This is a genomic window from Lysobacter sp. S4-A87, from assembly GCF_022637455.1.
Lineage (GTDB): Bacteria > Pseudomonadota > Gammaproteobacteria > Xanthomonadales > Xanthomonadaceae > Lysobacter_J.
This window is the reverse complement of sequence record NZ_CP093341.1, coordinates 3083183-3103674: the sequence shown is the minus strand read 5'-3', so window position 1 is coordinate 3103674 and position 20492 is coordinate 3083183. Positions and strand designations below refer to the sequence as shown.

Genomic DNA, 20492 nt, shown 5'->3' with positions numbered 1-20492 from the left:
CGTTGACCTGAGAATTTCGAAGTGACGCGGCCCGCCGCGCCACGAACCGCCATCGCGACACCCAAGCGACGCAACCCTAGGGACGACACCGTATGAGCAAGAAGACCTTCTTCCTTCCCGACCTCGGCGAGGGCCTGCCCGACGCCACCATCGTCGAGTGGTTCGTGAAGGAGGGCGACACCATCCGCCTGGACGACAACCTGGTGTCGATGGAAACCGCCAAGGCCGTGGTCGAAGTGCCCTCGCCGGTTTCCGGCAAGGTGATCAGGCTCGCCGGTGGCCCGGGCGACGTGATCATCACCGGCAAGATGCTGGCCGAGTTCGAGATCGACCCGTCGATGCCGCAGCGCGCGGAGGGCCAGGACACCGGCCACCATCATGGCGCCGGCAGCCACGCCGACGACGACAGCGACCAGGTGATCGCCTCCGACGACGGCGGCACGATCAGCGCCGGCGACGCCGCGCCGCAGGGCGAGACCAAGCGCGACGACGCCGGCACCGTGGTCGGCGCGATGCAGACCTCCGATGCGGTGCGCAGCGAACAGGCCGTCGCGGTCGGAGGCGTCAAGGCGATGCCGGCCGTGCGCGCACTGGCACGCAAGCTGGGGGTCGAGCTGTCGCGCGTGCGCGCCACCGGCGCCGACAGTGTGGTGACGATGGATGACGTGAAGCGTGCGGCCGCCGATGGCTCGGCCAAGGCCGGCGCGACTCCGGTGGCTTCGGCGCCGGCTCCGGTCCGTGCGGTTGCCGCCGCGCAGGCCGCACCCGAAGCGGCGTCGCGCAGCACGCTCTCGCAGGCCGGCAAGCCGGTCCGCACGCAGCCGCCGGGCGTCGCCGCCAGCGGCCAGCCCGAGCAGCTCAAGGGCGTGCGTCGCAACATGGCGCGGGTGATGGCCGACGCGCACGCCAAGGTCGTTCCGACGACCCTGTGCGACGACGCCGACCTGCATGCCTGGATCGGCAAGCAGGACATCACCGCACGCCTGGTGCGCGCGATGGTGGCCGCCTGCAAGACCGTGCCGGCGCTCAATGCCTGGTTCGACGGTGACAACCTCAGCCGCACCCTGCATCCGCACGTCGACATCGGCATCGCGGTCGACACCGAAGACGGCCTGTTCGTGCCGGCGCTGCGCAATGCGGACATGCTCGATGGCACCGGCGTGCGTACCGCGATCCAGCGCCTGCGCGCGCAGGTCGAAGAGCGTTCGCTTCCGGCCAGCGAACTCAGCGGCTACACCATTTCGCTGTCCAACTTCGGCATGTTCGCCGGCCGCTACGCGACGCCGGTGGTGGTGCCGCCGTGTGTTGCGATCGTCGGCGCAGGCAAGCTCAGCCACGACGTGGTCGCGGTGATCGGCGGCATCGAAGTGCACCGCCGCATGCCGATCTCGCTGACCTTCGACCACCGCGCCTGCACCGGCGGCGAGGCTGCGCGCTTCCTCAAGGCGTTGCTGGACGACATGGCGCTGCCGGCGTAACCCATGCTTCGCATGCCCCCCTGGCCAAGGGGGGCTGGACGACCCCATTGGAGCGGAGGAGAGATCCATGGCCCATCGCAGTCGCCTTGCCGGTTTCATCATCGATTGCCAGACCGACGACCTGGCCACCGCCGCGACGTTCTGGAGCCAGGCCCTCGGCGCCAGCATCGCCGATCCCGATGCCGGTGACGTTCCTGGCACGTATGTCCAGTTCGGCGATACCCGCGATGGCCTGCACATCGAAGTGCAGAAGGTCGATCACGCCTCGCGCGTGCACCTGGACATCGAGTCCGACGACATCGACGCCGAGGCGGCGCGGCTGGAGAAGCTCGGCGCGAAGAAGATCGCCTTCATCAAACGCTGGTGGGTAATGGAAGCCCCGACCGGGCAACGCTTCTGCGTGGTGAAGATGCACCACCCCGATCAGGGCATGCCCCCCAAAACCTGGAAGTAACCCCGTAGCCCGGGTAAGCGCAGCGCACCCGGGATATCTGCCGCCAAACCCGATCAAACCCCGTGCAGCGGCGTATCGTCAGCCACGATGCAATTGCGACCGCGCGCCTTGGCGCGATATAGCGCCTGGTCGGCGCGGTCGAACACCTGTTCGGACCAGTCGCGCGTCGGCTCGCCGGCCGCCAGCCCGATCGAAACGGTCAATGCGAACGGCAACGCCGCCTGCGACAGGCGCTGACGGATGCGCTCGGCCACCTGCGCCGCGCTTTCCAGTCGCGTATCCGGCAACAGGATCAGGAACTCTTCGCCGCCGTAGCGCACGGCCACGTCGCCATGGCGGATCGATGCCGCAACGGCATCGGCGACTGCACGCAGCGCGCGGTCGCCCAGCAGATGGCCGTGCCGGTCGTTGACGTCCTTGAAGTGGTCGACGTCCAGCAGCATCAGCGAGTACGGCGCCTGTTGCAGTTGCCGCATCGCCTCCGGGTTGTCGCGCAGCTGCGCCAGTGCGGCGCGGTTGAGCAGTCCGGTCAGGGCATCGTGGGTGGCACTGTGTTCTAGCAGGTCGTTGCGTCGCTGCAGGTCGGCGCGCGCATCCTCGAGCCGCTGCGCGAACGCTTCGCGCTCCGACAGCAGGCGGCGTTGCTCCAGTGCATAGCGGCGCAGCTCCAGCAGGTGCTGGGTCTGCCGCGCCAGCACTTCCAGCCCTTCCACCTGCGCCCTGCTCAGCGTGCGCGGGCGCGTGTCGAGCACGCACACGGTGCCGATGGCGTGGCCGTCCGGGCTCATCAACGGCGTGCCGGCGTAGAACCGCAACGGGTCTTTTCCGATGCGCGCCTTTGGCCGGGGGAAGGATACCTGTGCGGACAGGTCCTCGATCACCAGCGTGCGCCCGGGTTCCATGATCAGGCGATCGCAGATCGCTTCCTCGCGCGGGGTCTGCCGCGCATCGAGGCCGATCTGCGCCTTGAACCACTGCCGGTCATGATCGATCAGCGAGATGGCCGCCGCTGGCACATCGCACAGCGTCGCGGCCAGGCGAACGATGTCGTCGTAGGCCTGCTCCGGTCCCGTGTCCACCACTGCATACGCATCCAACGCCGCCTGGCGCGGACGTTCGTCTGGCAGTGGTGGAGGGAGGGGTCGGACGGCGGACATCAAGGGGGGTGCTGAAAGGCGGCTCAGGCTACTCCGCCGCGCCCGCCCGACCTGTGACGCAGGCCACAGCTGCATCGATCCGACCTGACCGTTAATCCATTCAGCCATGCCGCATTAATTCTGAATGGGTGTCAGGCGGCCTCGCGGTCGAGCCACACTTCCAGGCCCTGCGCGTTGAGCTCGATGTCGATCTCCAGCAGGCGGGCCACGTCGGCGGCCGACAGCGGGGCGCCGTGGGCGCGGGCGCGGTCGACGTACAGCCCGGTCAGCGATTCAACCAGTCGTGCATGGCGGTAGTCATGGCCGTGGGCAGCGCGCGCCAGCGCGACCATCGCGTCGATCTGCGCGATCAGGTCCTGGCCCAACCGCTCGACATCGCCGACACGCCCGTAGTGCGTCAGGTGCATCGCTTCGGGTGACTGGGCGAGCATCTTGCGGATCGACGCCTTCAACGGCTCGGGCTCGAACTGCACCGGCGAGGTGGTCGGAATCACGAACGGTGCACCGTCGGCATTGTCGAACTCGCGATACGACAGACCGAACGTGTCGCCGGTGAACCAGCTTCGGCTGCGCTCGTCCCACACGCACAGGTGGTGACGCGCGTGTCCCGGCGTATCGATGCACAGCAGCGCGCGACCGGACAGATCGACGACTTCGCCATCGGCCAGCACGCGCACGCGATCGGCCGCGATCGGCACGATCTGACCGTAGCTGCGGGCCATTTCATCCTCACCGTAGACGGCGGTCGCACCGGCCACCAGCCGCTGCGGATCGATCATGTGCGGCGCGCCGCGCGGATGCACCGCAAGCGTGGCATTGGGTAGTTCGCGCATCAGCGCACCGGCACCGCCGGCATGATCGAGATGGACGTGGGTGAGGATCAGCCAGTCAACCTGCGCCGGTGCCAGGCCCTGCCCTGCCAGCGCCGCCAGCATCGCCGGGATCGAGTGCTGCGTGCCGCAATCGATGAAGGCACCACGGCCGTTCTCCACCACCAGGTAGGCAGCGTCGAACCGTGGCCGCTGGAAGCCAGTGTCGATGGTGACGATGCCGTGGGAAGCGTTCATTCGAGGGCACCAGATGGGTTGCAGGGAGGTATATGCCGTCCGCAGCCGGGCGACGATCCTACGTTGGTCGCAGCTTCAGCGCCTGCGCCGCAACCACAACCGGCGCACCACGAAGGCAGCCGTCAGCACCGCCAGGAACACGCCGTAACCCAGCGCGGTGGCGAGGATCTGCTGCCACATCCGGCCGTAAGCGGGGTCGGCGTTGTCGTGCGACCAGTAGATGCTGAGCAGGAACGCCGTCACCGCAAGCAGCAGCGCAACCGTGTCGAACAGCTTGCGTGCGGCATGGCGCGGCTGCCGCGGGAACAGCCAGTACAACGCGCCGAGGATCGCAAACCATGGCAGGAACAGGATCAGCGCCAGGTTGAGTTCGACCGCCGGGCTCATGCGTCTTCGGCCACCAGTTGCGCCAGGGCTTCGACCACCTCGACCAGGTCGACGCCTTCGTGCAGGTGGCCCACCAGTTCATCGCCCAGGTGCACGGCCGCCGCACCGGCGCCGTGCAGGGCGGTGCCACCTTCCTGCTTGAGGCGCCCGATCAGCTGGCCTGCCGTACGCGCCGAGTCGTGGCCGATGCTCTGGAGCAGCAGTCGATCGCCGTCGACCAGCTTGAAGTAGAAGCGGCCGTCGCTCTCGCGGTACTGCTTGAACAACGGCAACGATGCCTTGGTCGATTTCTTCGCAGCGCCGGTGCTGGACTGCGACAGGTCGCGCAGGCCGACGGCCGCGCGCAGGCGTGCCAGCGTGGGCTGCGCATGACGCGCGCGCAGGCGGCTGGCGCCGTCACGCAGCACCGCCTCGATGTCGGCCGGGCGCGCGATCAGTTCCTCGTACCTGGCGCGCAGCGGCGCGATTTCGCTGTCGATACGCTCGAACAGCGCCTGCTTGGCCTCGCCCCAGGCGATGCCATCGGCGAAGGCCTGGCGCATGGCCGCGGTTTCCTGCGCGGAGGCGAACGCCTGGTAGAGCTGGAACACGTTGGAGTTGTCGGCGTCCTTGGCCTCGCCCGGCGCGCGCGAGTCGGTGACGATCGAATAGATCAGCTTCTTCAGCGCATCGCGCGGCACGAACAACGGAATCGTGTTGTCGTAGCTCTTGCTCATCTTGCGGCCGTCCAGGCCCGGCAGCGTCGCCACGTTCTCGTCGATCACCGCCTCGGGCAGGTCGAAGAAGGTTTCACCGAGCGGCTCGCCATAGACATGGTTGAAGCGCTGGCCGAAGTCGCGCGCCATCTCGATGTGCTGGATCTGGTCGCGGCCGACCGGCACCTTGTTGGCGTTGAACAGCAGGATGTCGGCCGCCATCAGCACCGGGTACATGAACAGTCCGGCGTTGATGCCGGCGTCGTCGTCCTCGCCGACCTCGCGGTTCTTGTCGACCGAGGCCTTGTAGGCGTGGGCGCGATTGAGGATGCCCTTGCCGGCGACGCAGGTCAGGAACCAGGTCAGCTCCTGCACTTCCGGCACGTCGCTCTGGCGATAGAACCAGACCTTGTCCGGCTCCAGCCCGCAGGCCAGCCAGGTGGCGGCGATCTCCAGCGTCGAGCGCTGCACGCGCGCCGGATCCTGCACCTTGATCAGGGCGTGGTAGTCGGCGAGGAAGTAGAAGCTCTCCACGCCGGCAGTGCGACTGGCGGCCACGGCCGGGCGGATCGCGCCGACGTAGTTGCCCAGGTGCGGGGTACCCGAGGTGGTGATGCCGGTGAGGATGCGGGTGGGGCTCATCGAACGCTGACGCCGGGGAAAACGGCCCAACAGTGTACCCAACCCCGCAGCCGCGACTGATCCGTTCACCCCGGCGTCCCCTCCGGAGAAACGACCATGTTGCGCGCCCTGCCCCGTCTGCTTGCCACTCTTGCCGCTTCGGCGGTCCTCGCGTTCGCCGCGCCCGTGCCGGCCCGGGAGCTGGCCAGGTACCAGCCGGGCGGACCGGTCGACCTGGCCGTGGTCGACCGCGACAGCGGCCAATGGCTGTCGACGACCGTCCACCGCGGCCAGCGCTGGATCGCCGGAACCCCGGGACATCGCTATTCGGTGCGGCTGGCCAACACCAGCGGCAGACGGGTGCTGGTCGTGCTGTCGGTCGACGGCGTCAACGCCGTCAGTGGGCAGACCGCCCACCCGTCCCAGACCGGCTACGTGCTCGCACCCTGGCAGACGATGGAGGTCGAAGGCTGGCGCAAGTCGCTGGACCAGGTCGCGCAGTTCGTATTCACCGACCTGCCCGACAGCTACGCGGCGCGCACCGGGCGGCCCGACAACGTCGGCGTGATCGGCGTGGCCGTATTCGAGGAAGCCGGGGCGGCGCTGGAAGACCGGCCGCGCGGCGAAGTCCTCGATCGCATCGAGCGCGGCGACGCCGCAAAGAGCGCGGCACCGGCGGCACGCGAATCCGACGCGGCCGCGCAATCGATCGGCACCGGGCATGGCCAGCGCGAGTGGTCGCCTGCCAGCCACACGCAGTTCATCCGTGCCACGCGCGCGCCGACGCAGGTCAGCGAGTTGCGTTACGACGATTACGACACACTGGTCGCGCGCGGCGTGCTGCGTCCGTATCCGCGCTACCTGCCCGATTCGCGACCGCGCGCGTTTCCCGGCGGCTTTGTCGCCGATCCGCCGCGTTACACAGGGGAATGAACAGCGCGGAATGAAAAGAACCGGCCTGGCGGCCGGTTCATGTGGGTGCATGGCGCGTGCGTGGATCGACGGACTGCTAGTTCAACCCGCTCAATTGAGAGTTTTCTCGAAGTCACTTACTTCCTGCTGGGCGCGATCGCGCTCCCAGCCGTAGCGTTCCTGCAGTTTGCCGGCGAGATATTCGGCGTTGCCTTCGGCCACGGCGAAATCGTCGTCGGTCAGGTCGCCCCAGCGGGCCTGCGCCTGGCCTTTGATCTGCGTCCACTTGCCAGCAATGATGTCTTTGTTCATCACTCATCCTCGGTTCGGGTGATGCGACGCATCTGCTTCGATGCCGCACGCACAGCATCGCAGCGAGTGCATTCGAACCAGGTCGCAATTGCGTTAGCCGAGGATTGATGTCGGTGAATGCGATATTCAGCGTGCACGCGTTGCATGCCGCATGAGCCGCGTCGTTTGCGAACGACGAAAAAGGAAAAGGCCGGATTGCTCCGGCCTTTCCTGTTCATCGATTGCGTTGGCAATCGAGCCGGACGATCAGCACTTTCCGTCCTTGCAATTCGTGGCGGCATCTTCAACCTTCTCACCGGCTCCCTGCACGTCCTTGCCGGCGCCCGCCACGGTGTTGCAGGCGGACAGGGTGCCCATCGAGAACAGGGCGAGCAGCATCAGTGCCATCAAACGCTTCATGGAAATCTCCTCAGCTAATGGGAAGCAAGGCGCACGCCTGACCGGCTGCGTGCGGCGGAACCATCTGACGTGAGGGGATGTGAAGCCGAGGTGGATATGGGCGAAAAAGCCAGCTTCCGATTCAGGCAGCAGCCATCGGGGTGACAGACAGCCCGAAGGCCGGACATGCCGGCCTTCGAGGTTTCGCGACCGCGATGCGGTTGCGCGAGCGCTTAGCTGCCGGCCTTGTCCTCGACCTTCTGGCCGAGCTTCTGGACGTCCTTGCCGAGTCCTTCCATGGTGTTGCAGGCACTGAGCAGGGTGAGCGACAGGGCGGCGAGCAGGAGCATGGCGGCAAAGCGTTTCATCGGGTCCCCGGGGACGTTGGCAGTGATGGCGTAAGGATGGCATGGCGCCGCGGGCGCCGCACCACTGTCCCGGCGGGCGGCGGGGCGGCAGTGTCAGCCGGAATTCAGCTGGCCGGCGCCGGCCGCCAGCCTGACCGGTCAGTCGCGCATCAGGGTCGACTTGCCGAACAGGCTCTCGACCAGGTCCACCGCCAGGCGGGCGGTGCGGTTGCGCTTGTCGATGATCGGGTTGAGCTCGACGATATCGAGCGAGGCCATGCGGCCGCTGTCGGCGATCATCTCCATCACCAGCTGCGCTTCGCGGTAGTTCGGACCGCCCGGCACGGTGGTGCCCACGCCCGGGGCAATGCTCGGATCGAGGAAGTCGACGTCGAAGCTGACGTGCAGGTGGGTATTCTCGTCGACGCCTTCCAGCGCCTCCTCCATCACCCGCTTCATGCCGATCTCGTCGATGTAGCGCATGTCGTACACGTCCAGGCCGTATTGCTGGACCAGGCGCTTCTCGCCTTCGTCGACCGAGCGGATGCCGATCTGGCGGATCTCGTCCGGACGCAACGCTGGCGATTGGCCGCCGAGCCGGGTCAGCGCATCCGGACCGAGCCCGCACAGGCACGCCACCGGCATACCGTGGACGTTGCCCGACGGCGTGACCTGGCTGGTGTTGAAGTCGGCATGCGCATCGAGCCAGAGCACGCGCAGCTGCTTGCCGGTCTGCCGGCAGTGCTGCGCCACCGCGGTGATCGAACCCAGGCCGAGGCAATGGTCGCCGCCGAGCAGGATCGGCATGCGGCCATCGGCAAGCTCGGCCCCCACCGCGTCCATCACCGCGCGGTTCCAGGCGACGACTTCCGCCAGGTGTCGGTAGCCCTCGACCGGCTTCTGCCAGGGATTGCGCGGACCATCGAGATTGCCGCGATCGATCACGTCGACGCCGCGCTTGACCAGCGCTTCGCCGATGCCGGCAATGCGCAGGGCCTCCGGCCCCAGCCGCGCACCGCGGTGCCCTGCACCCACGTCGGTCGGTGCACCGATCAGCGAAACCCCGGGATAGCTGCGACTCATGCTGTGACGTTCCTGTCTGGTGGCTCTGCCGGCGCTGGACTGCCTGCGTAAGCGGTTGATTTGCTTGGATTGCCCGGCTGGCCTTGCGCCAGCCCGCGGCAATCGATCCTGCCGAGTTTAGACCTTCGACGTTGCCGGCTCCCGCACCGCGGCAATGCAGCGCCGCGGGTTTGCCTATCATCGGACCCGGGACCAGACCGGAACGCGTGCATGGGAACCATCTCGTATCTGATGGAGCGGCTGTCCAGGACGTCGAAGACCGAGCGCCCGGCGATCGTCGTCACCGCCTTCGGCTTCACCGTCGGCCCGGCCTTCGTCGCCTGGCAGGCAGTCTCCGAGATCCAGGGCTACAAGAACGACCTGCTGACCACTGACGAGGCATTCCTGGAGTTCTCGTGCAACGGACACGGCGTGCAAGTCAGTGAGGAACAGTCCGGATTCGAACAGCTCGAGCAGGCCATGATCGCTGTCTTCCCGTCGACAGCGAACTGGCGCGAGCAAGTGCTGCTGCCTGCGTTCGAGCAATGCCGGTCAATGCTGTACCGGCGGACCTGATCAACGAAAAAGCCCCGCAGTTGCGGGGCTTTTCGACCATCCAGAAGCAGAGGGCCGGATCAACGCCCCCGACCGCAGCCGCGCCTGCGGCAAGCCTGCCCTTCCACCTCTTGCTCTTGCAGTGCTGCCTGGTCAGCCGCCCCCGGGCTCGTGCCGGTGGCCTGGCCGTAGGAAAGACGCAGCCCGATGCTGCCGTTGGTCGCGGAGTTGCGGCCCTGCTCGTAGCCCAGCAGCAGCGAGAACAACCAGCCCGACCGCAGGCCGACGTCGAAGCCGCCACCGACCGCCAGTGCATCGTCGTTGTAACTGCTCAGCCCGAGCCGGTAATCGCGGTTCACCGGCATCACCACGTAGTTGATCCCCACGTCGCTGTTGTTCTCCAGCGACTGGCGGTACTCCACGTTCCAGAACGGTCGATAGCGGGGGCCCTCGCCGGACAGGGCATAGCTGCCTTCCAGGCCCATTGCGAGCGCGCTGTTCTGCACGGTCTGGCGACCATAGGCCAGGTCGTACACGCCCAGCCCATTTTCGCGGTAGCCCTCCAACCGGGTGCGACTACCGTCCAGGCGACCATAGCCGGTGAGCGTCAGGCCCTGGCTCTGGTGTTCATAGCCGAACGTCATCGAGCTGAATACCTGCTCTCCGTCGCGCTTGGCCACCGCCATCTTGCTGTCGATCCCGCTCCAGCGGCCGATGTCGAAGTCCAGCCAGCCCTTCGCCAGCATGCCATCGACGAACAGATGTTCGCCGGCACGCCACAGGCCGTAGAGCGACAGCGAGCGCTGGTCGGCTTCGACACTGGACGGCGAATGATCGAAGTCGCTGTCGCTGCGGCCCAGGCTGCCGGCGATACCTACCAGCAACTGCTTGCCGATGCTGCGGTCGGCACCGACGGTGATGCCGTCGCTGTAGAAATCGAAACTGGAAGAACCGCTGTGGTCGCCGCTCTTGCCAAGCGTGGCCGTGCCGGCTGCCCAGGCACCCCACCCCTGCGGCAACGGTGGCCAGGTGGAATCGGCGAACCCGCTGAGCGGCAGCGACAAGCCCTGCCCGATGCCGTCGCCGGCATAGGCCAGTGCCAGGTTGCTGCTGGACATGTTGGCACCGCTGCGAATCTGGCGCAGGCGGCCACGGATGTTGGCCTGCTGCGCGCTGGCGAAACGCACGCTGGCGTCGACCTGCGCCTGGATGCCGCCGACGACTTCCGGATCCCTGGTCGGGTCGGGCCGGTCGGCCACCACCAGCTGGATCTCGATCGAGCCGGCCGTGTAGCTGCCCGCTGCCGCCTGCGCGGCCCGCAACACGGTCGTGCCCGGGCCCACCAGCGTCACGGTGCGTCCGTTGACCGTGGCCACCTGTGGGTTGCTGCTGGTGAAAGTGAAGGCACCGCGGCTGTAGCTGTGCGGATCGGGCAGTTCGAAGGCGGACTCGCCGTAGAGCTTCTGCAGATCACCCAGCCACTGCAGCACCGGAGTGGCTGCCGCAATCGCCACTTCCAGCCGTTGCTGCGGAGCCGGGCGATGGTTGGCGTCGCCAGCCTGGTCGGCCGTCAGCACGCAGGCTCCCGCCGACAGCATGGTCACCGTCGTCCCGCTGACCCGACACACCTCAAGCGTCGTGCTGGCGAACAGCACCGGATTCTGCGACGCACCACCGGCAGCCGACAGCGTGAACGTGCCCTCGGGCGCATAGACCGGCGCCGTGGGATTGGCAACGAACGCCTGGATCGCCTGCGCTGCCTGATCGACCGGGATCGTGTAGGCCTGGGTGCCGGCGAAGTCGTAGGCGTCACGCACCTCGACGGTGAAGGCATGGTCACCCGCCGCGGTGGGCGTACCCGACAAGCTGCCCGTCGCCGTCAGCGTCAGTCCGGCCGGCAGGCTGCCCGCCGACACGACATAGCGATACGGCGCGGTACCACCCGCCGCAGTCAGGGTCTGCTGATAAGTCTGCGCAATCGCCGCGCCCGGCAAGCTGGCCGGCGTCAGTGCGACCGCCGGTGCGCCCACCACGAGTCGATAGACCTGGGCTCCACTGAAGGGACCGGTGCCGGTGCTGCTGTCGGTCACGCCGATCGTGATGTCGAACGCGCCGGCGGCGGTCGGCGTACCGGACAGCTCGCCGTTGGCGGCCAGCGTCAGCCCGGCCGGCAGCACGCCCTGGGTCAAGCGGTAGGTGTACGGCGCGGTGCCGCCGCTGGCGGCCAGGTTCTGGCGATAGCCCACCCCGCCGTTCGCATTGGGCAGGCTGGGCGTCGCCAACGTCACGGTCGCGACTGCGACATCGATGCTGGCCGTCGCCGCTGCCGAAGTGCTGTACGCGTCGGTGGCGGTGTAGGTGAAGCTGTCCGCGCCGGCGTAGCCGGGATCGGGCCGGTAGCTGATCACCGTGCCGTTGGCGGTTGCTGTGCCATGCGCGGGTGCATCGACCACCGTCACCGAAGTCGCAACGCCGACGATGTCGAGGGCGATCGGCGTGGGAGCGGCGCCGTACCCCACGCTGGCGTTGACCGGGTTGGCCACCAGCACGGGGATGACGGTGATCGCGTTCGATGCCGCCGATGCCGCGCCCTCTCCCGAGGCGTTGGTGGCGGTCACCTTGAAGGTGTAGCTCGTGCCCGGACTCAGTCCGATCACGGTGATCGGACTGGAACCCCCGGAGGCGGTGATGGCGCCCGGCGACGAGGTCACGGTGTAGCCGGTGATCACGCTACCGCCTTGCAGGGTCGGCGGGGTGAAGCTCACCGTCGCCCGGTCATTGCCGCTGGCGACCGCCGTGCCGATAACGGGCGCATCGGGGGCGACCCCGACCACGTTGAACGACTGGGTGACCTGGGAGGCCGGCAGGTAGCTGCCGTTGCCGGCCTGGTTGGCGTTGATGGTGCAGGTTCCGACGGTAACAAACGTCAGCGCGCCGCCAGAGGTGATCGTGCAGACCGCCGTCGTCGACGAGGTGAAGACCGGGGTCAGCCCCGAATCCGAAGTCGCGCTCAGGCTTGGCGTGGTGCCGAAGTTCTGCGACCCGGGGTTGGTGAAGGTGATGGTCTGCGATGCCGCCGGCGTGATCGAGTTGGAAGCGGGTGACGCGCTGCCGGTGCCGGCGCTGTTGGTCGCGGTCACCGTGAACGTGTACGGGATACCGTTGGTCAGGCCGGTCACGATGACCGGCGAGCCTGCACCGGTGCCGATGACGCCGCCGGGATTGGAGGTCACCGTGTAGCCGGTGAGGGTCGCGCCGCCGGTGAACGCCGGCGCATTGAAGGCGATGCTGGCCTGGGTATCGCCGGCGGTGGCCGTGGCCGCGGTCGGCGCACCGGGCGCCACCGCGCTGACGGTGAACGTCTGCGAGACTTGGGGCGCCGCCAGGAAGCTGCTGTCGCCGGCCTGGTTGGCATTGATGGTGCAACTGCCGATGGTGACGAAAGTCAGCGCGCCCCCGGCCGTGATCGTGCACACCCCGGTCGTGGACGAGGTGAAACTGACCGGATAACCGCCGCCGGCATCGGAACTCGCGGTCAACGTCGGCGTGGTGCCGAAATTCTGCGTGCCGGGATTGCCGAAGGTGATCATCTGCGGCGCAGCCGGGATTACCGAGTTGCTGGCCGCCGAGGCGGAACCCTCGCCCGCCGAATTCGTCGCGGTCACGGTGAACGTGTACGCCAGCCCGTTGGTCAGCCCAGTCACGGTGATCGGCGAGCTGCTGCCCGTGCCGGTGGCGCCGCCCGGACTGGCGGTGACCGTGTAGCCGCCGGCGATGATCGCCGAGCCGCCGGTGGACGCCGGCGCGGTGAACGTCACCGTGGCCTGAGTGTCACCGGCAGTGGCGGTGCCGATGGTCGGCGCGTTGGGCGCAACCGCATTGACCGTGAACGTCCGGGTCACCGTGGTGGCCGCGTTCCAGACGCTGTTGCCGGCCTGGTCGGCATCGATGGTGCAGCTGCCGGCGGTGACGAAGGTCAGCGCGCCGCCCGACGTGATCGTGCAAACGCCGGTGGTCGAGGAGCTGAAGGTCGGCGTCAGCGACGAGGTGGCCGTCGCGATCAGGGTCGGGGTCGTCGCGAAGTTCTGTGCGCCCGGACTGGCGAAGGTGATCGTCTGGTAGCCCTTGGGCGTGGCCGCGTTGGAGGCGGCCGACGCCGCGCTGGTGCCGGTGGCATTGGTCGCGGTCACGGTGAAGGTGTACGCGGTGCCGTTGGTCAGGCCGGTCACGGTGGCGGTGCAGGCCGCCGGGCCGGCGCAGGTGCCGAAGGAACCGCCGGGGCTGGCAGTAGCGACGTACGTGGTGATCGCCGAACCGCCATTGCTGCCCGGCGCGGTGAAGGTGACCGACACCTGGCCGTCGCCGGCGGTGGCCGTACCGATGGTCGGCGCGGCCGGTGCGGTGGGGATGGCGACGGTGTGGGTCGCGCCGCTGCTGTAGGCGGCGACCGTGTTGCCGACATCGTCACTTACGTTGGTCGAGCCGTTGAGGTCAAGCCTCAGCGTACCGTTGCCGGTGATGGACGAAACGGTGACGGTATAGGTCGTACCGCTGCCCGACACGTTGGAAACGATGCCCGAGGCGGTGCCGGCGCTGACGAGGGTGAAGTCGTCGGCGGAGACATTCGCCACCGACTCGCTGAAGTTCGCCGTGAACGTCATGGACGTGTCGCCCGACGCCGGCGACCCGCTGACCACGATGCTGCTCACCGACGGGGCGATGCTGTCCACCGTGGCGTTGGTGGTGTCCGCGGCCACCGTGGCATTGCCCGCGTTGTCGGTGACTGCGAACGTCACGTTGCGGCCGGTGTTGTCGATCGCGGCGGCGACGATGGTGTGGGTCGCCGTCCAGGTACCCGCGCTGTTTGTCGCCGCAACCGCTGCACCGCCGCCGAACTGGCTGAAGTTCACGGTCGCGTTACTGATCGTGTCGCTGTTGTTGTCGCCGCCCGCAGTGTTGTTCCAGGTAGCGGTGACGGTATCGCCGATCTTATACGCACCGCTGGTGCCGGTGGCACCGGAGATGCCGATGCGCGCATCGGTCACCATTGGGGCGACATTGTCGACCGTCGCGTTCGTGGTGTCGGCCCTGGTGGTGCTGCCGCCCGCATTGGTCGCGGTGACGCTTACATTGCGTGAGGTGGTGTCGATGGCGCCGGACGTGATCGTGTAGGTCGCCGTCCACGTACCCGAGCTGTTGGACGCCGCTACCGCCGCGCCGCCGCCGAACTGGGAGAAATCCACGGTGACGCCGCTGACGACGGCGTTGTTGTCGCCGCCGGCGGTATTGTTCCAGGTGGCGGTGACGGTATCGCCTATCTTGTAGGCACCACCGGTGCCGCTGGCGCCGGAGAGGTTGATGCGGGCGTCGGTGACTGTCGGCCTCGGTGGCGTGCTGACCGCATTGGCGATGGTGAAGTTGCGGAACTCGAACAAGGCGACCTCGTTCGGAAGATCACATGCGCCGTCGCAATCGAAGTAGAGCTTGAAGCCGGTGAGCTTGACGCCGGAGAAGGCGGCCAACTGGCTGCTGCCGAAGGCAAATGTTTCATTGGCGCCACCGCCGCTTGTGAAGGTCGACGAGGTAACGGTCCCTCCCCCCTGCACCATGCCGACGATGCGGACGTTGGTGAATTCACCGCCCAGGCCAGGCGCTTCGCCTGCCATCAGGTTGGTCAGCTCGAACGCCGTCGTATTGGTGCCATCGGCCTTCAGGTACAGGTAGTGGTTCGTATTGCCGGTACCCATCAGCATGTAGCTGATGCCGCCGTAGTAAATGCCTACATTCGGCGTAGCGCCATTTCCATTTCTGGCGGTGAGCCTGAAATCGGTGGTCGACAACTGGGGCGTGCCATTTCCGGACCAGCCCGTGAAGTTCTTGGTGCCGTTGCTCGCGGCCAGCACGCCGGAAAAATCCGCCAGCGCCTTGGCCGAGAAGGCCAGACCGGCCTCGATGTCGCCGCGCTGGATTTCCAGCGTCCAGTCGCCGCCCAGCTCGCCGTTGCCGGTGAGGTTGTCGGACGCGGCCACGTCCAGGCCGGTCTCGCTATGCAGGATGTCCAGCAACGCTTCGCCTTCGGCGTTGGCAGCCAGTTCGCAGCCGTAGAACAGCAGGTCCGCGCCCGGGCGCACTGCTTCGCGCAGCGCCGAGACCGTGGCCAGACCCGCATGCACATCCTCGGCGGTGACGCGGCTGTTGCCCAGTTGCAGCGCGCCCGCCTCGGCGTGCGACACCACATGGATGGCATCCAAGCCGCGATAGGCGCGCAGCGCTTCGGTCAGCTGCGGCAGTCCGGGCCGGGCCGTATCGATCTCCACCACGGCCATGCCGGGCTTCAGTCCGCGATACAGCGCAGCCTTGTCCGGCACCGCGCCGTCCACCACCACCAGTTCGGTCACTGCATCGCGCTGTTGGACATACAGGGCGTCGGCCTGCGGCACAGCCTGCTGCTCGCGCGGGGCGGCACGGTGCGTGTTGCCCGCTGGCATCGGCGAAGCTGCATGCGCGGTCGTAGGCTCAAACCCCATCCGCATGTAACTGCGCGGCTGGTAGCCGCCGCGCATCAGGTAGCCGCCGGCCGAGGTGGTGGCCGCGTGCGCGGTGAAGGGGAGCAGCAGCGTGGAAAGACCGCCGAGCAGGGCGTGCTTCATGGGGCGTCCTTGGAGGTGTCTGTGTGCTGGCGGTCAGTGCGGCGGGCGGCGACGATGCCCGCCGAGGTGCCGGTCTGGTCCTGCCAGAAATCCATGTCCTGGTACTTCGCAAACAAGTCCGGCGGCAGGATGCTGCGCCGGCTCTTGAACTCGACCTTGCGCCGCACGGTGTGCAGGCCCTGGACGCCGAGGTTCTGGTCGAAGGTTTCTTCGGCGTACTCGACGTTGTCGAAATCGTGGGCGAACTCGGCCTCGCCGAGGAACCGGTAGACCAGTTCCATCGTGCGCGCCGGATGCCGGGTGAGCAGTTCGTAGTCGACCAGCAACAGGCGGTCGGAAAACTCGCCGTAATAGGCTTCCTTCAACGCCGTCCACGCACCGCCGACGGTGCCACCGGCGTTGATCAACTGGTCGCAGCGGCTGTACACGGTCTGCCGGGTGGCGGCATTGAACATGCGGCTGTAATCGAACGGGTTGCGCCGGTGGATGGCCTCGAAGCTGTCCATGATCCAGGCCGGGTTGCGCACGCAGCAGATCACCTTGAACCCGTCCACCAGCCCGGCCAGCTGGTGCATGCGCGCGGTCCAGAAGCGGTTGGTGTCGAACACGACCTCGGCCGCGGCGTCCGCGTAGTAAGCGTCCAGCAGCGCGCGACTGATCGTGCGGCGCTTGCGCTCATCGAAGAACGCCCAGGACTCGCCGGCGGCGCCCATCTGCTCCAGCGCGCCATTGATCAGGCCGGCGACAGGGCTGCTGATGGCGGCGTGGAAACGCGGGTTCTGGCGCAGGATGCCGGCCAGCAGCGTCGATCCCGAGCGCGGCAGGCCCGAGATGAAATGGAATTTCCGGTCAAGCGTCCCCAAGCAGCCCCCTTCGCACAACACGACACCCCGCCGGCCATGCCACGGGCTTGTATTTGCACCTGGATAGTTCCCCTGCCCACTTCAGGGACTGCGCGACCCGCCGCGCACGATCAGCGTCGCCCATCGGATGGCGACAGCGCACGAACGGATCAGCCCCTCATTGCCCTACCCCCGTAGGGCCGTCCTCGTGATGGAACCCAAGAGCCGTGAGGCTCCCTGGCCACCGCAGGACGCGCGGCAGTCTACACCAGCAACGGACTGTGACGAGCATCACCCATGCAAGCCGGCAAACTATGCCAAACCGGCACGCGGCGGGCCTGATGAAACCACCATCTCGCCAGGCCTCCTTGGCAACCAGCCGCACGCCATGAAAGGACGGTGTTGCAGGTCAACACGCAGCGTGCAGGCCCGTGCAGTCACGGCACTGCACTCAGCATCCTGCCCCCAGTTGCCCGGATGCAACGGGACGCCCGGGTCGTCGCGCAACAAAAACCCCGCGCTTGCGGGGCTCTTGATGGGGCTTGGAGATGTCATGGGACTTTCCGGAATCGCCCTTTGGTGCCGGCAGTCAGAATCGAACTGACGACCTACCGCTTACAAGGCGGTTGCTCTACCAACTGAGCTATGCCGGCACAGGCTCGCATTCTAGCCTGCCGCGATGATCCGCGCGGCGCGGCGTTGTTCACTTCAGGCGCGTGCAGTCGAGCGGGCGCGGTGCGACCTGCACGGCGGCCTGTGCGCGGGCGGGATCGAACGACGGCCCGGGCACCAGGTCGAGCCAGTAACTTGCGCGGCCTTCGCCCAGCGGTTCGGCGCGTGCCGGAAAGCCCGCCGCCACCAGCGACTGGGCGCGGCGGTTGGCCGAATCCTCGCTGCGGTAGCGCCCGAGCGCGATCGAATTGGCTTCGCTGCCCTCGCGGACGATGAAGTAGTCGCCAAAGCCAGCCGCAGCGATTCGCTGCGCGGTCGCCTGCGCGTCGGCCAGGCTGGCCGCGGCCGGCAGCAGCACCCGCCAGCCGCGCGTGGTTCCACTGCGTGTCTCGCGCGGGACGACCTTCGTCGCCACCGCCATCAGTACTTCGTGCGCGTTCTTCGCCGCCGCGGCATCGGCGAACGGACCGAAGCTGTAGCACTGCGCAGGCATGGCGGCGGCCGCCTTTGCAGCGACGACCTCCTGGGCTGGCGGCGTGGCTGCAGTTGGCGGCACGGCCGCAGCAGGTGGCGGTGCAGGCGCGGTGACCGGTGCCGTTTCCGCCGGGACCGCAGCCGCAGGCGCGGCTTTGGCCGTCGTGCGCGCTTCGCTGGCCAGCTGCAGGCGCGCAACGCCCAGCGGTTGTTCGATGGCGGCCGGTGTCGGCGGCGGCGCGCGCAGCGTCCACCAGGCGGCAACACCGAGATTGAGCACGATCAGCAGGACGACCAGGGCGCGTATGAGCATGGACGGATTCTAAGCGGCGCTTTCGGCGCCGGCCCACTGCGCCAGGCCTTCGAGCACGAGCGTTGCGACCTGGGTCGCGTTCGGCAGGTGGGGCAGCAGTGCCTCGGCACCGCCGCCATGGACGATCAGTCGCGGCATCCGGCCCAGTCGCTGCCGGGCGGCCCCCAGGCTGCGCTCGATCAGCGCCAGCGCGGCGCCGTCGCAGCCGGAGGCCAGTGCGTCCTCGGTGTCGCTGGCGAAGTCGATGTAGTCGCCACCGCTTTCCGGCAACTGTGGCGCACGCTCGTGCAGCGCTTCGCGCATCAGCGTTGGCGAAGGCGCGATGCGTCCGCCGAGATGGCGGCCATCGGCGTCGATGAGATCGATGGTGAGCGCGGTGCCGACGCCGCAGACCAGCGCGGCGTCGCTGATGCGCGCATGGGCGGCCAGCAGCGCCAGGAAGCGGTCGACACCCAGCTTGCGCGGGTCGGCGTAGGCGATCCGTACCGCGCCCGATTGCACCTGCGTGCGGGCAAGGGAGATGCGCCGGCAGCGCGCGGTCAGCGCGTCGAGCACTGCAACTCGCAGCGCCGGATGGGCGACGCTGGCCAGGTAGGCGACATCGATGCGCTCGGGCAACAGCTCCGCCAGCGCCGCGGCCACGTCGTCCTCGCGGTGCGGCAGGGCGATCGCCTCACCGGCGCGGCCGTCGGTCTGCAGCGGCGCGCACTTCAGGCGGGTATTGCCCAGGTCGAACAACCACGCAGTCATGCCCCGTCCCCTTGTTGTGCGCCGCGGCGCACGCTGACTTCACCGGCATGGAAATGCCGTTCCTCGCCATTGTCCAGGCGCACCCGCAGCGCGCCATCATCGGCCAAGCCCAGCGCGGTGCCGTGCACCGTCGCCGTGGCGCCGTGCATGCTCACGCCCTGCCCGGCCAATGCATCGAGCGCGGCGTAGCGTGCATTGAATCCGGCCAGCCCGTTCGCATCGAATTCTTCCAGCGCGTGCAGCAATCGCGCCAGAACCGCCGCGGCCAGGGCATTGCGATCCGGCGGCGTAGTGGCGAGCGAGGCCAGGTCGCACCATGGCTGGTCGATCTGCGCGGCCACGGCCGCCGGCATGCGCACGTTGATGCCCAGCCCGATCACTGCGCGCACCGGTCCGGCGTGCTCGCCCCCGCCTTCGACCAGGATGCCGCCGAGCTTGCGCAGCGCGCCGTCAGGGTCGACCACCACCAGGTCGTTGGGCCATTTCAGGCGTACACCGGCAAAGCCCGCGGCCTGCAGGGCTTCCGCCGCCGCGATGCCGGCCACCAGGCTGAGACCACCGAGGCGGGCCAGGCCACCGCCAAACTGGCGGGCGAGCGACAGGTACAGGTGCGCGGCCAGGGGCGACGCCCATTCGCGGCCGCGACGGCCGCGACCGCCGCTCTGGCGCTCGGCCAGCAGCACCAGGGCGCCGCGCTCGGGCGTGGGCCTGCGCAGCAGCTCGGAATTGGTCGAGTCGATGGTCCAGGCCGTTTCCATGCCGGCCAAAGCCGAACTGGCGTCGGCAGGCAGTTGCTCGCGGATCGCGGCCGCGTCCAGCAGGTCGATCGGTTGCGCCAGCCGGTAGCCACGCCCGGCCTGGGCTTCGATCGCGACCCCGGCCTCGCGCAGCGCCTCGATCCGCTTCCAGACCGCCGCCCGGGTCTGGCCGCTGGCCTGCGCCAGGGCGTCGCCCGACGCCGGCCCGGCCATCAGCCGCTGCAGCAAGGCGCGGTCATCCATCAGCCGCGCCCCTGGCGTGCGCAGCGTTGGCGGCAGTCGGCTGGCAACAACGGGAGGGGCACCCGCAGGCGCGGTTGCGGGCGAAGGGCGCGCGTCATGGCGCGAATTATGCGCGAGGGCGCAAGCCCGGCGTCAGGCGCTCCCCAACTGAACCGACGCCATCCGGGCGTGGCCGGCCCCGGCCGACGGGGCCGTAAGCGGGGATGCCGGTGGTCGAAGGGGCCTGGCGGGCAGGCCGCATAGGGGGGGAGCAGGTCGCCCCCGCCCCTTCGTCACCGGTGAAATCGCGCCCGCGCCGGGCGCCGAATCGGCAGGACGACGGCCCGGCGCGCCGAGCGGTTGCAACCATCCGCCCCGCAGCTGCA

General features: G+C 68.2%; 17 protein-coding genes and 1 tRNA gene. 4 read left to right on the top strand and 14 right to left on the bottom strand.

The features are described from left to right. The first annotated feature begins 92 nt into the window (after positions 1-92). Both MNR01_RS13885 and MNR01_RS13880 read left to right on the top strand, forming a co-directional pair. Entirely contained in the window at positions 93-1478 is a 1386-nt protein-coding gene (locus tag MNR01_RS13885; protein WP_241918357.1) for a dihydrolipoamide acetyltransferase family protein, read from the top strand. Between the two features lie 67 nt (positions 1479-1545). Then, a complete protein-coding gene (locus MNR01_RS13880; protein ID WP_241918356.1) occupies positions 1546-1932 on the top strand; it encodes a VOC family protein in 387 nt (128 codons plus the stop codon). Positions 1933-1985: 53 nt separating this feature from the next. Here the strand turns inward: MNR01_RS13880 and MNR01_RS13875 are convergent, their stop codons facing one another. From MNR01_RS13875 to MNR01_RS13860, 4 genes are all read right to left on the bottom strand, one after another. Beyond that, positions 1986-3011, bottom strand: coding sequence for a sensor domain-containing diguanylate cyclase (locus MNR01_RS13875; RefSeq protein ID WP_241918355.1), 1026 nt, complete (start codon positions 3009-3011; stop codon positions 1986-1988). 209 nt (positions 3012-3220) lie between these two features. Then, the gene (locus MNR01_RS13870) at positions 3221-4156 is read right to left on the bottom strand and encodes an MBL fold metallo-hydrolase (RefSeq protein WP_241918354.1); all 936 of its coding nucleotides are present in this window, start codon (positions 4154-4156) and stop codon (positions 3221-3223) included. Positions 4157-4231: 75 nt separating this feature from the next. Further along, positions 4232-4543: a hypothetical protein gene (locus tag MNR01_RS13865; RefSeq protein ID WP_241918353.1), complete on the bottom strand. Its 312-nt coding sequence runs from the start codon at positions 4541-4543 to the stop codon at positions 4232-4234. Next, positions 4540-5880: a tryptophan--tRNA ligase gene (locus tag MNR01_RS13860; protein ID WP_241918352.1), complete on the bottom strand. Its 1341-nt coding sequence runs from the start codon at positions 5878-5880 to the stop codon at positions 4540-4542. Before MNR01_RS13860 ends, MNR01_RS13865 begins: the two co-directional genes overlap by 4 nt. Before the next feature lie 96 nt (positions 5881-5976). Here MNR01_RS13860 and MNR01_RS13855 point away from each other — a divergent pair, with 96 nt between their 5' ends. Then, positions 5977-6792, top strand: a complete 816-nt coding sequence (locus MNR01_RS13855) for a hypothetical protein (RefSeq protein ID WP_241918351.1) — start codon at positions 5977-5979, stop codon at positions 6790-6792. A 90-nt stretch (positions 6793-6882) separates the two neighbouring features. Here the strand turns inward: MNR01_RS13855 and MNR01_RS13850 are convergent, their stop codons facing one another. The 4 genes from MNR01_RS13850 to rocF form a co-directional block, all read right to left on the bottom strand. Then, positions 6883-7083 (bottom strand): CsbD family protein, encoded by a 201-nt coding sequence (locus MNR01_RS13850; protein WP_241918350.1) that lies wholly within the window; start codon positions 7081-7083, stop codon positions 6883-6885. A 246-nt stretch (positions 7084-7329) separates the two neighbouring features. Beyond that, positions 7330-7482, bottom strand: coding sequence for an entericidin A/B family lipoprotein (locus tag MNR01_RS13845; protein WP_241918349.1), 153 nt, complete (start codon positions 7480-7482; stop codon positions 7330-7332). A 212-nt stretch (positions 7483-7694) separates the two neighbouring features. Continuing rightward, positions 7695-7829, bottom strand: a complete 135-nt coding sequence (locus MNR01_RS13840) for an entericidin A/B family lipoprotein (protein WP_241918348.1) — start codon at positions 7827-7829, stop codon at positions 7695-7697. A gap of 138 nt (positions 7830-7967) precedes the next feature. Then, positions 7968-8891 carry an arginase gene (gene rocF / locus MNR01_RS13835; RefSeq protein WP_241918347.1) on the bottom strand — a complete coding sequence of 308 codons (924 nt, stop codon included), beginning with the start codon at positions 8889-8891 and terminating at the stop codon, positions 7968-7970. Positions 8892-9101: 210 nt separating this feature from the next. On the opposite strand from rocF, the gene MNR01_RS13830 reads away from it, so the two are divergent. Further along, on the top strand, positions 9102-9446 hold the full coding sequence (locus MNR01_RS13830) for a hypothetical protein (protein ID WP_241918346.1): 345 nt from the start codon (positions 9102-9104) through the stop codon (positions 9444-9446). 59 nt (positions 9447-9505) lie between these two features. Here MNR01_RS13830 and MNR01_RS13825 read toward each other — a convergent pair whose 3' ends face one another. The 6 genes from MNR01_RS13825 to birA all read right to left on the bottom strand — a co-directional run bounded on the left by MNR01_RS13825 (position 9506) and on the right by birA (position 20127). Beyond that, positions 9506-16075, bottom strand: a complete 6570-nt coding sequence (locus MNR01_RS13825; RefSeq protein WP_241918345.1) for a DUF4347 domain-containing protein — start codon at positions 16073-16075, stop codon at positions 9506-9508. Then, the gene (locus MNR01_RS13820) at positions 16072-16938 is read right to left on the bottom strand and encodes a sulfotransferase (RefSeq protein ID WP_241918344.1); all 867 of its coding nucleotides are present in this window, start codon (positions 16936-16938) and stop codon (positions 16072-16074) included. The genes MNR01_RS13825 and MNR01_RS13820 overlap by 4 nt, the downstream gene beginning before the upstream one ends. 556 nt (positions 16939-17494) lie before the next feature. Continuing rightward, positions 17495-17570: transfer RNA gene (locus tag MNR01_RS13815), tRNA-Thr, on the bottom strand. Positions 17571-17620: 50 nt separating this feature from the next. Further along, positions 17621-18376, bottom strand: a complete 756-nt coding sequence (locus MNR01_RS13810) for an SPOR domain-containing protein (RefSeq protein ID WP_241918343.1) — start codon at positions 18374-18376, stop codon at positions 17621-17623. 9 nt (positions 18377-18385) lie between these two features. After that, positions 18386-19126, bottom strand: coding sequence for a type III pantothenate kinase (locus MNR01_RS13805; RefSeq protein WP_241918342.1), 741 nt, complete (start codon positions 19124-19126; stop codon positions 18386-18388). Further along, on the bottom strand, positions 19123-20127 hold the full coding sequence (gene birA, locus MNR01_RS13800) for a bifunctional biotin--[acetyl-CoA-carboxylase] ligase/biotin operon repressor BirA (RefSeq protein ID WP_241918341.1): 1005 nt from the start codon (positions 20125-20127) through the stop codon (positions 19123-19125). Before birA ends, MNR01_RS13805 begins: the two co-directional genes overlap by 4 nt. Positions 20128-20492: the final 365 nt, after the last annotated feature.

Bases quoted from the DNA above. Each gene is read 5' to 3' on its own strand.
- MNR01_RS13830 (WP_241918346.1), top strand. From the start codon at position 9,102: ATGGGAACCATCTCGTATCTGATGGAGCGGCTGTCCAGGACGTCGAAG.
- MNR01_RS13825 (WP_241918345.1), bottom strand. From the start codon at position 16,075: ATGAAGCACGCCCTGCTCGGCGGTCTTTCCACGCTGCTGCTCCCCTTC.
- MNR01_RS13880 (WP_241918356.1), top strand. From the start codon at position 1,546: ATGGCCCATCGCAGTCGCCTTGCCGGTTTCATCATCGATTGCCAGACC.
- MNR01_RS13870 (WP_241918354.1), bottom strand. From the start codon at position 4,156: ATGAACGCTTCCCACGGCATCGTCACCATCGACACTGGCTTCCAGCGG.
- MNR01_RS13860 (WP_241918352.1), bottom strand. From the start codon at position 5,880: ATGAGCCCCACCCGCATCCTCACCGGCATCACCACCTCGGGTACCCCG.
- MNR01_RS13850 (WP_241918350.1), bottom strand. From the start codon at position 7,083: ATGAACAAAGACATCATTGCTGGCAAGTGGACGCAGATCAAAGGCCAG.
- MNR01_RS13810 (WP_241918343.1), bottom strand. From the start codon at position 18,376: ATGCTCATACGCGCCCTGGTCGTCCTGCTGATCGTGCTCAATCTCGGT.
- birA (WP_241918341.1), bottom strand. From the start codon at position 20,127: ATGGATGACCGCGCCTTGCTGCAGCGGCTGATGGCCGGGCCGGCGTCG.
- MNR01_RS13805 (WP_241918342.1), bottom strand. From the start codon at position 19,126: ATGACTGCGTGGTTGTTCGACCTGGGCAATACCCGCCTGAAGTGCGCG.
- MNR01_RS13845 (WP_241918349.1), bottom strand. From the start codon at position 7,482: ATGAAGCGTTTGATGGCACTGATGCTGCTCGCCCTGTTCTCGATGGGC.
- MNR01_RS13840 (WP_241918348.1), bottom strand. From the start codon at position 7,829: ATGAAACGCTTTGCCGCCATGCTCCTGCTCGCCGCCCTGTCGCTCACC.
- MNR01_RS13865 (WP_241918353.1), bottom strand. From the start codon at position 4,543: ATGAGCCCGGCGGTCGAACTCAACCTGGCGCTGATCCTGTTCCTGCCA.
- MNR01_RS13885 (WP_241918357.1), top strand. From the start codon at position 93: ATGAGCAAGAAGACCTTCTTCCTTCCCGACCTCGGCGAGGGCCTGCCC.
- MNR01_RS13855 (WP_241918351.1), top strand. From the start codon at position 5,977: ATGTTGCGCGCCCTGCCCCGTCTGCTTGCCACTCTTGCCGCTTCGGCG.
- rocF (WP_241918347.1), bottom strand. From the start codon at position 8,891: ATGAGTCGCAGCTATCCCGGGGTTTCGCTGATCGGTGCACCGACCGAC.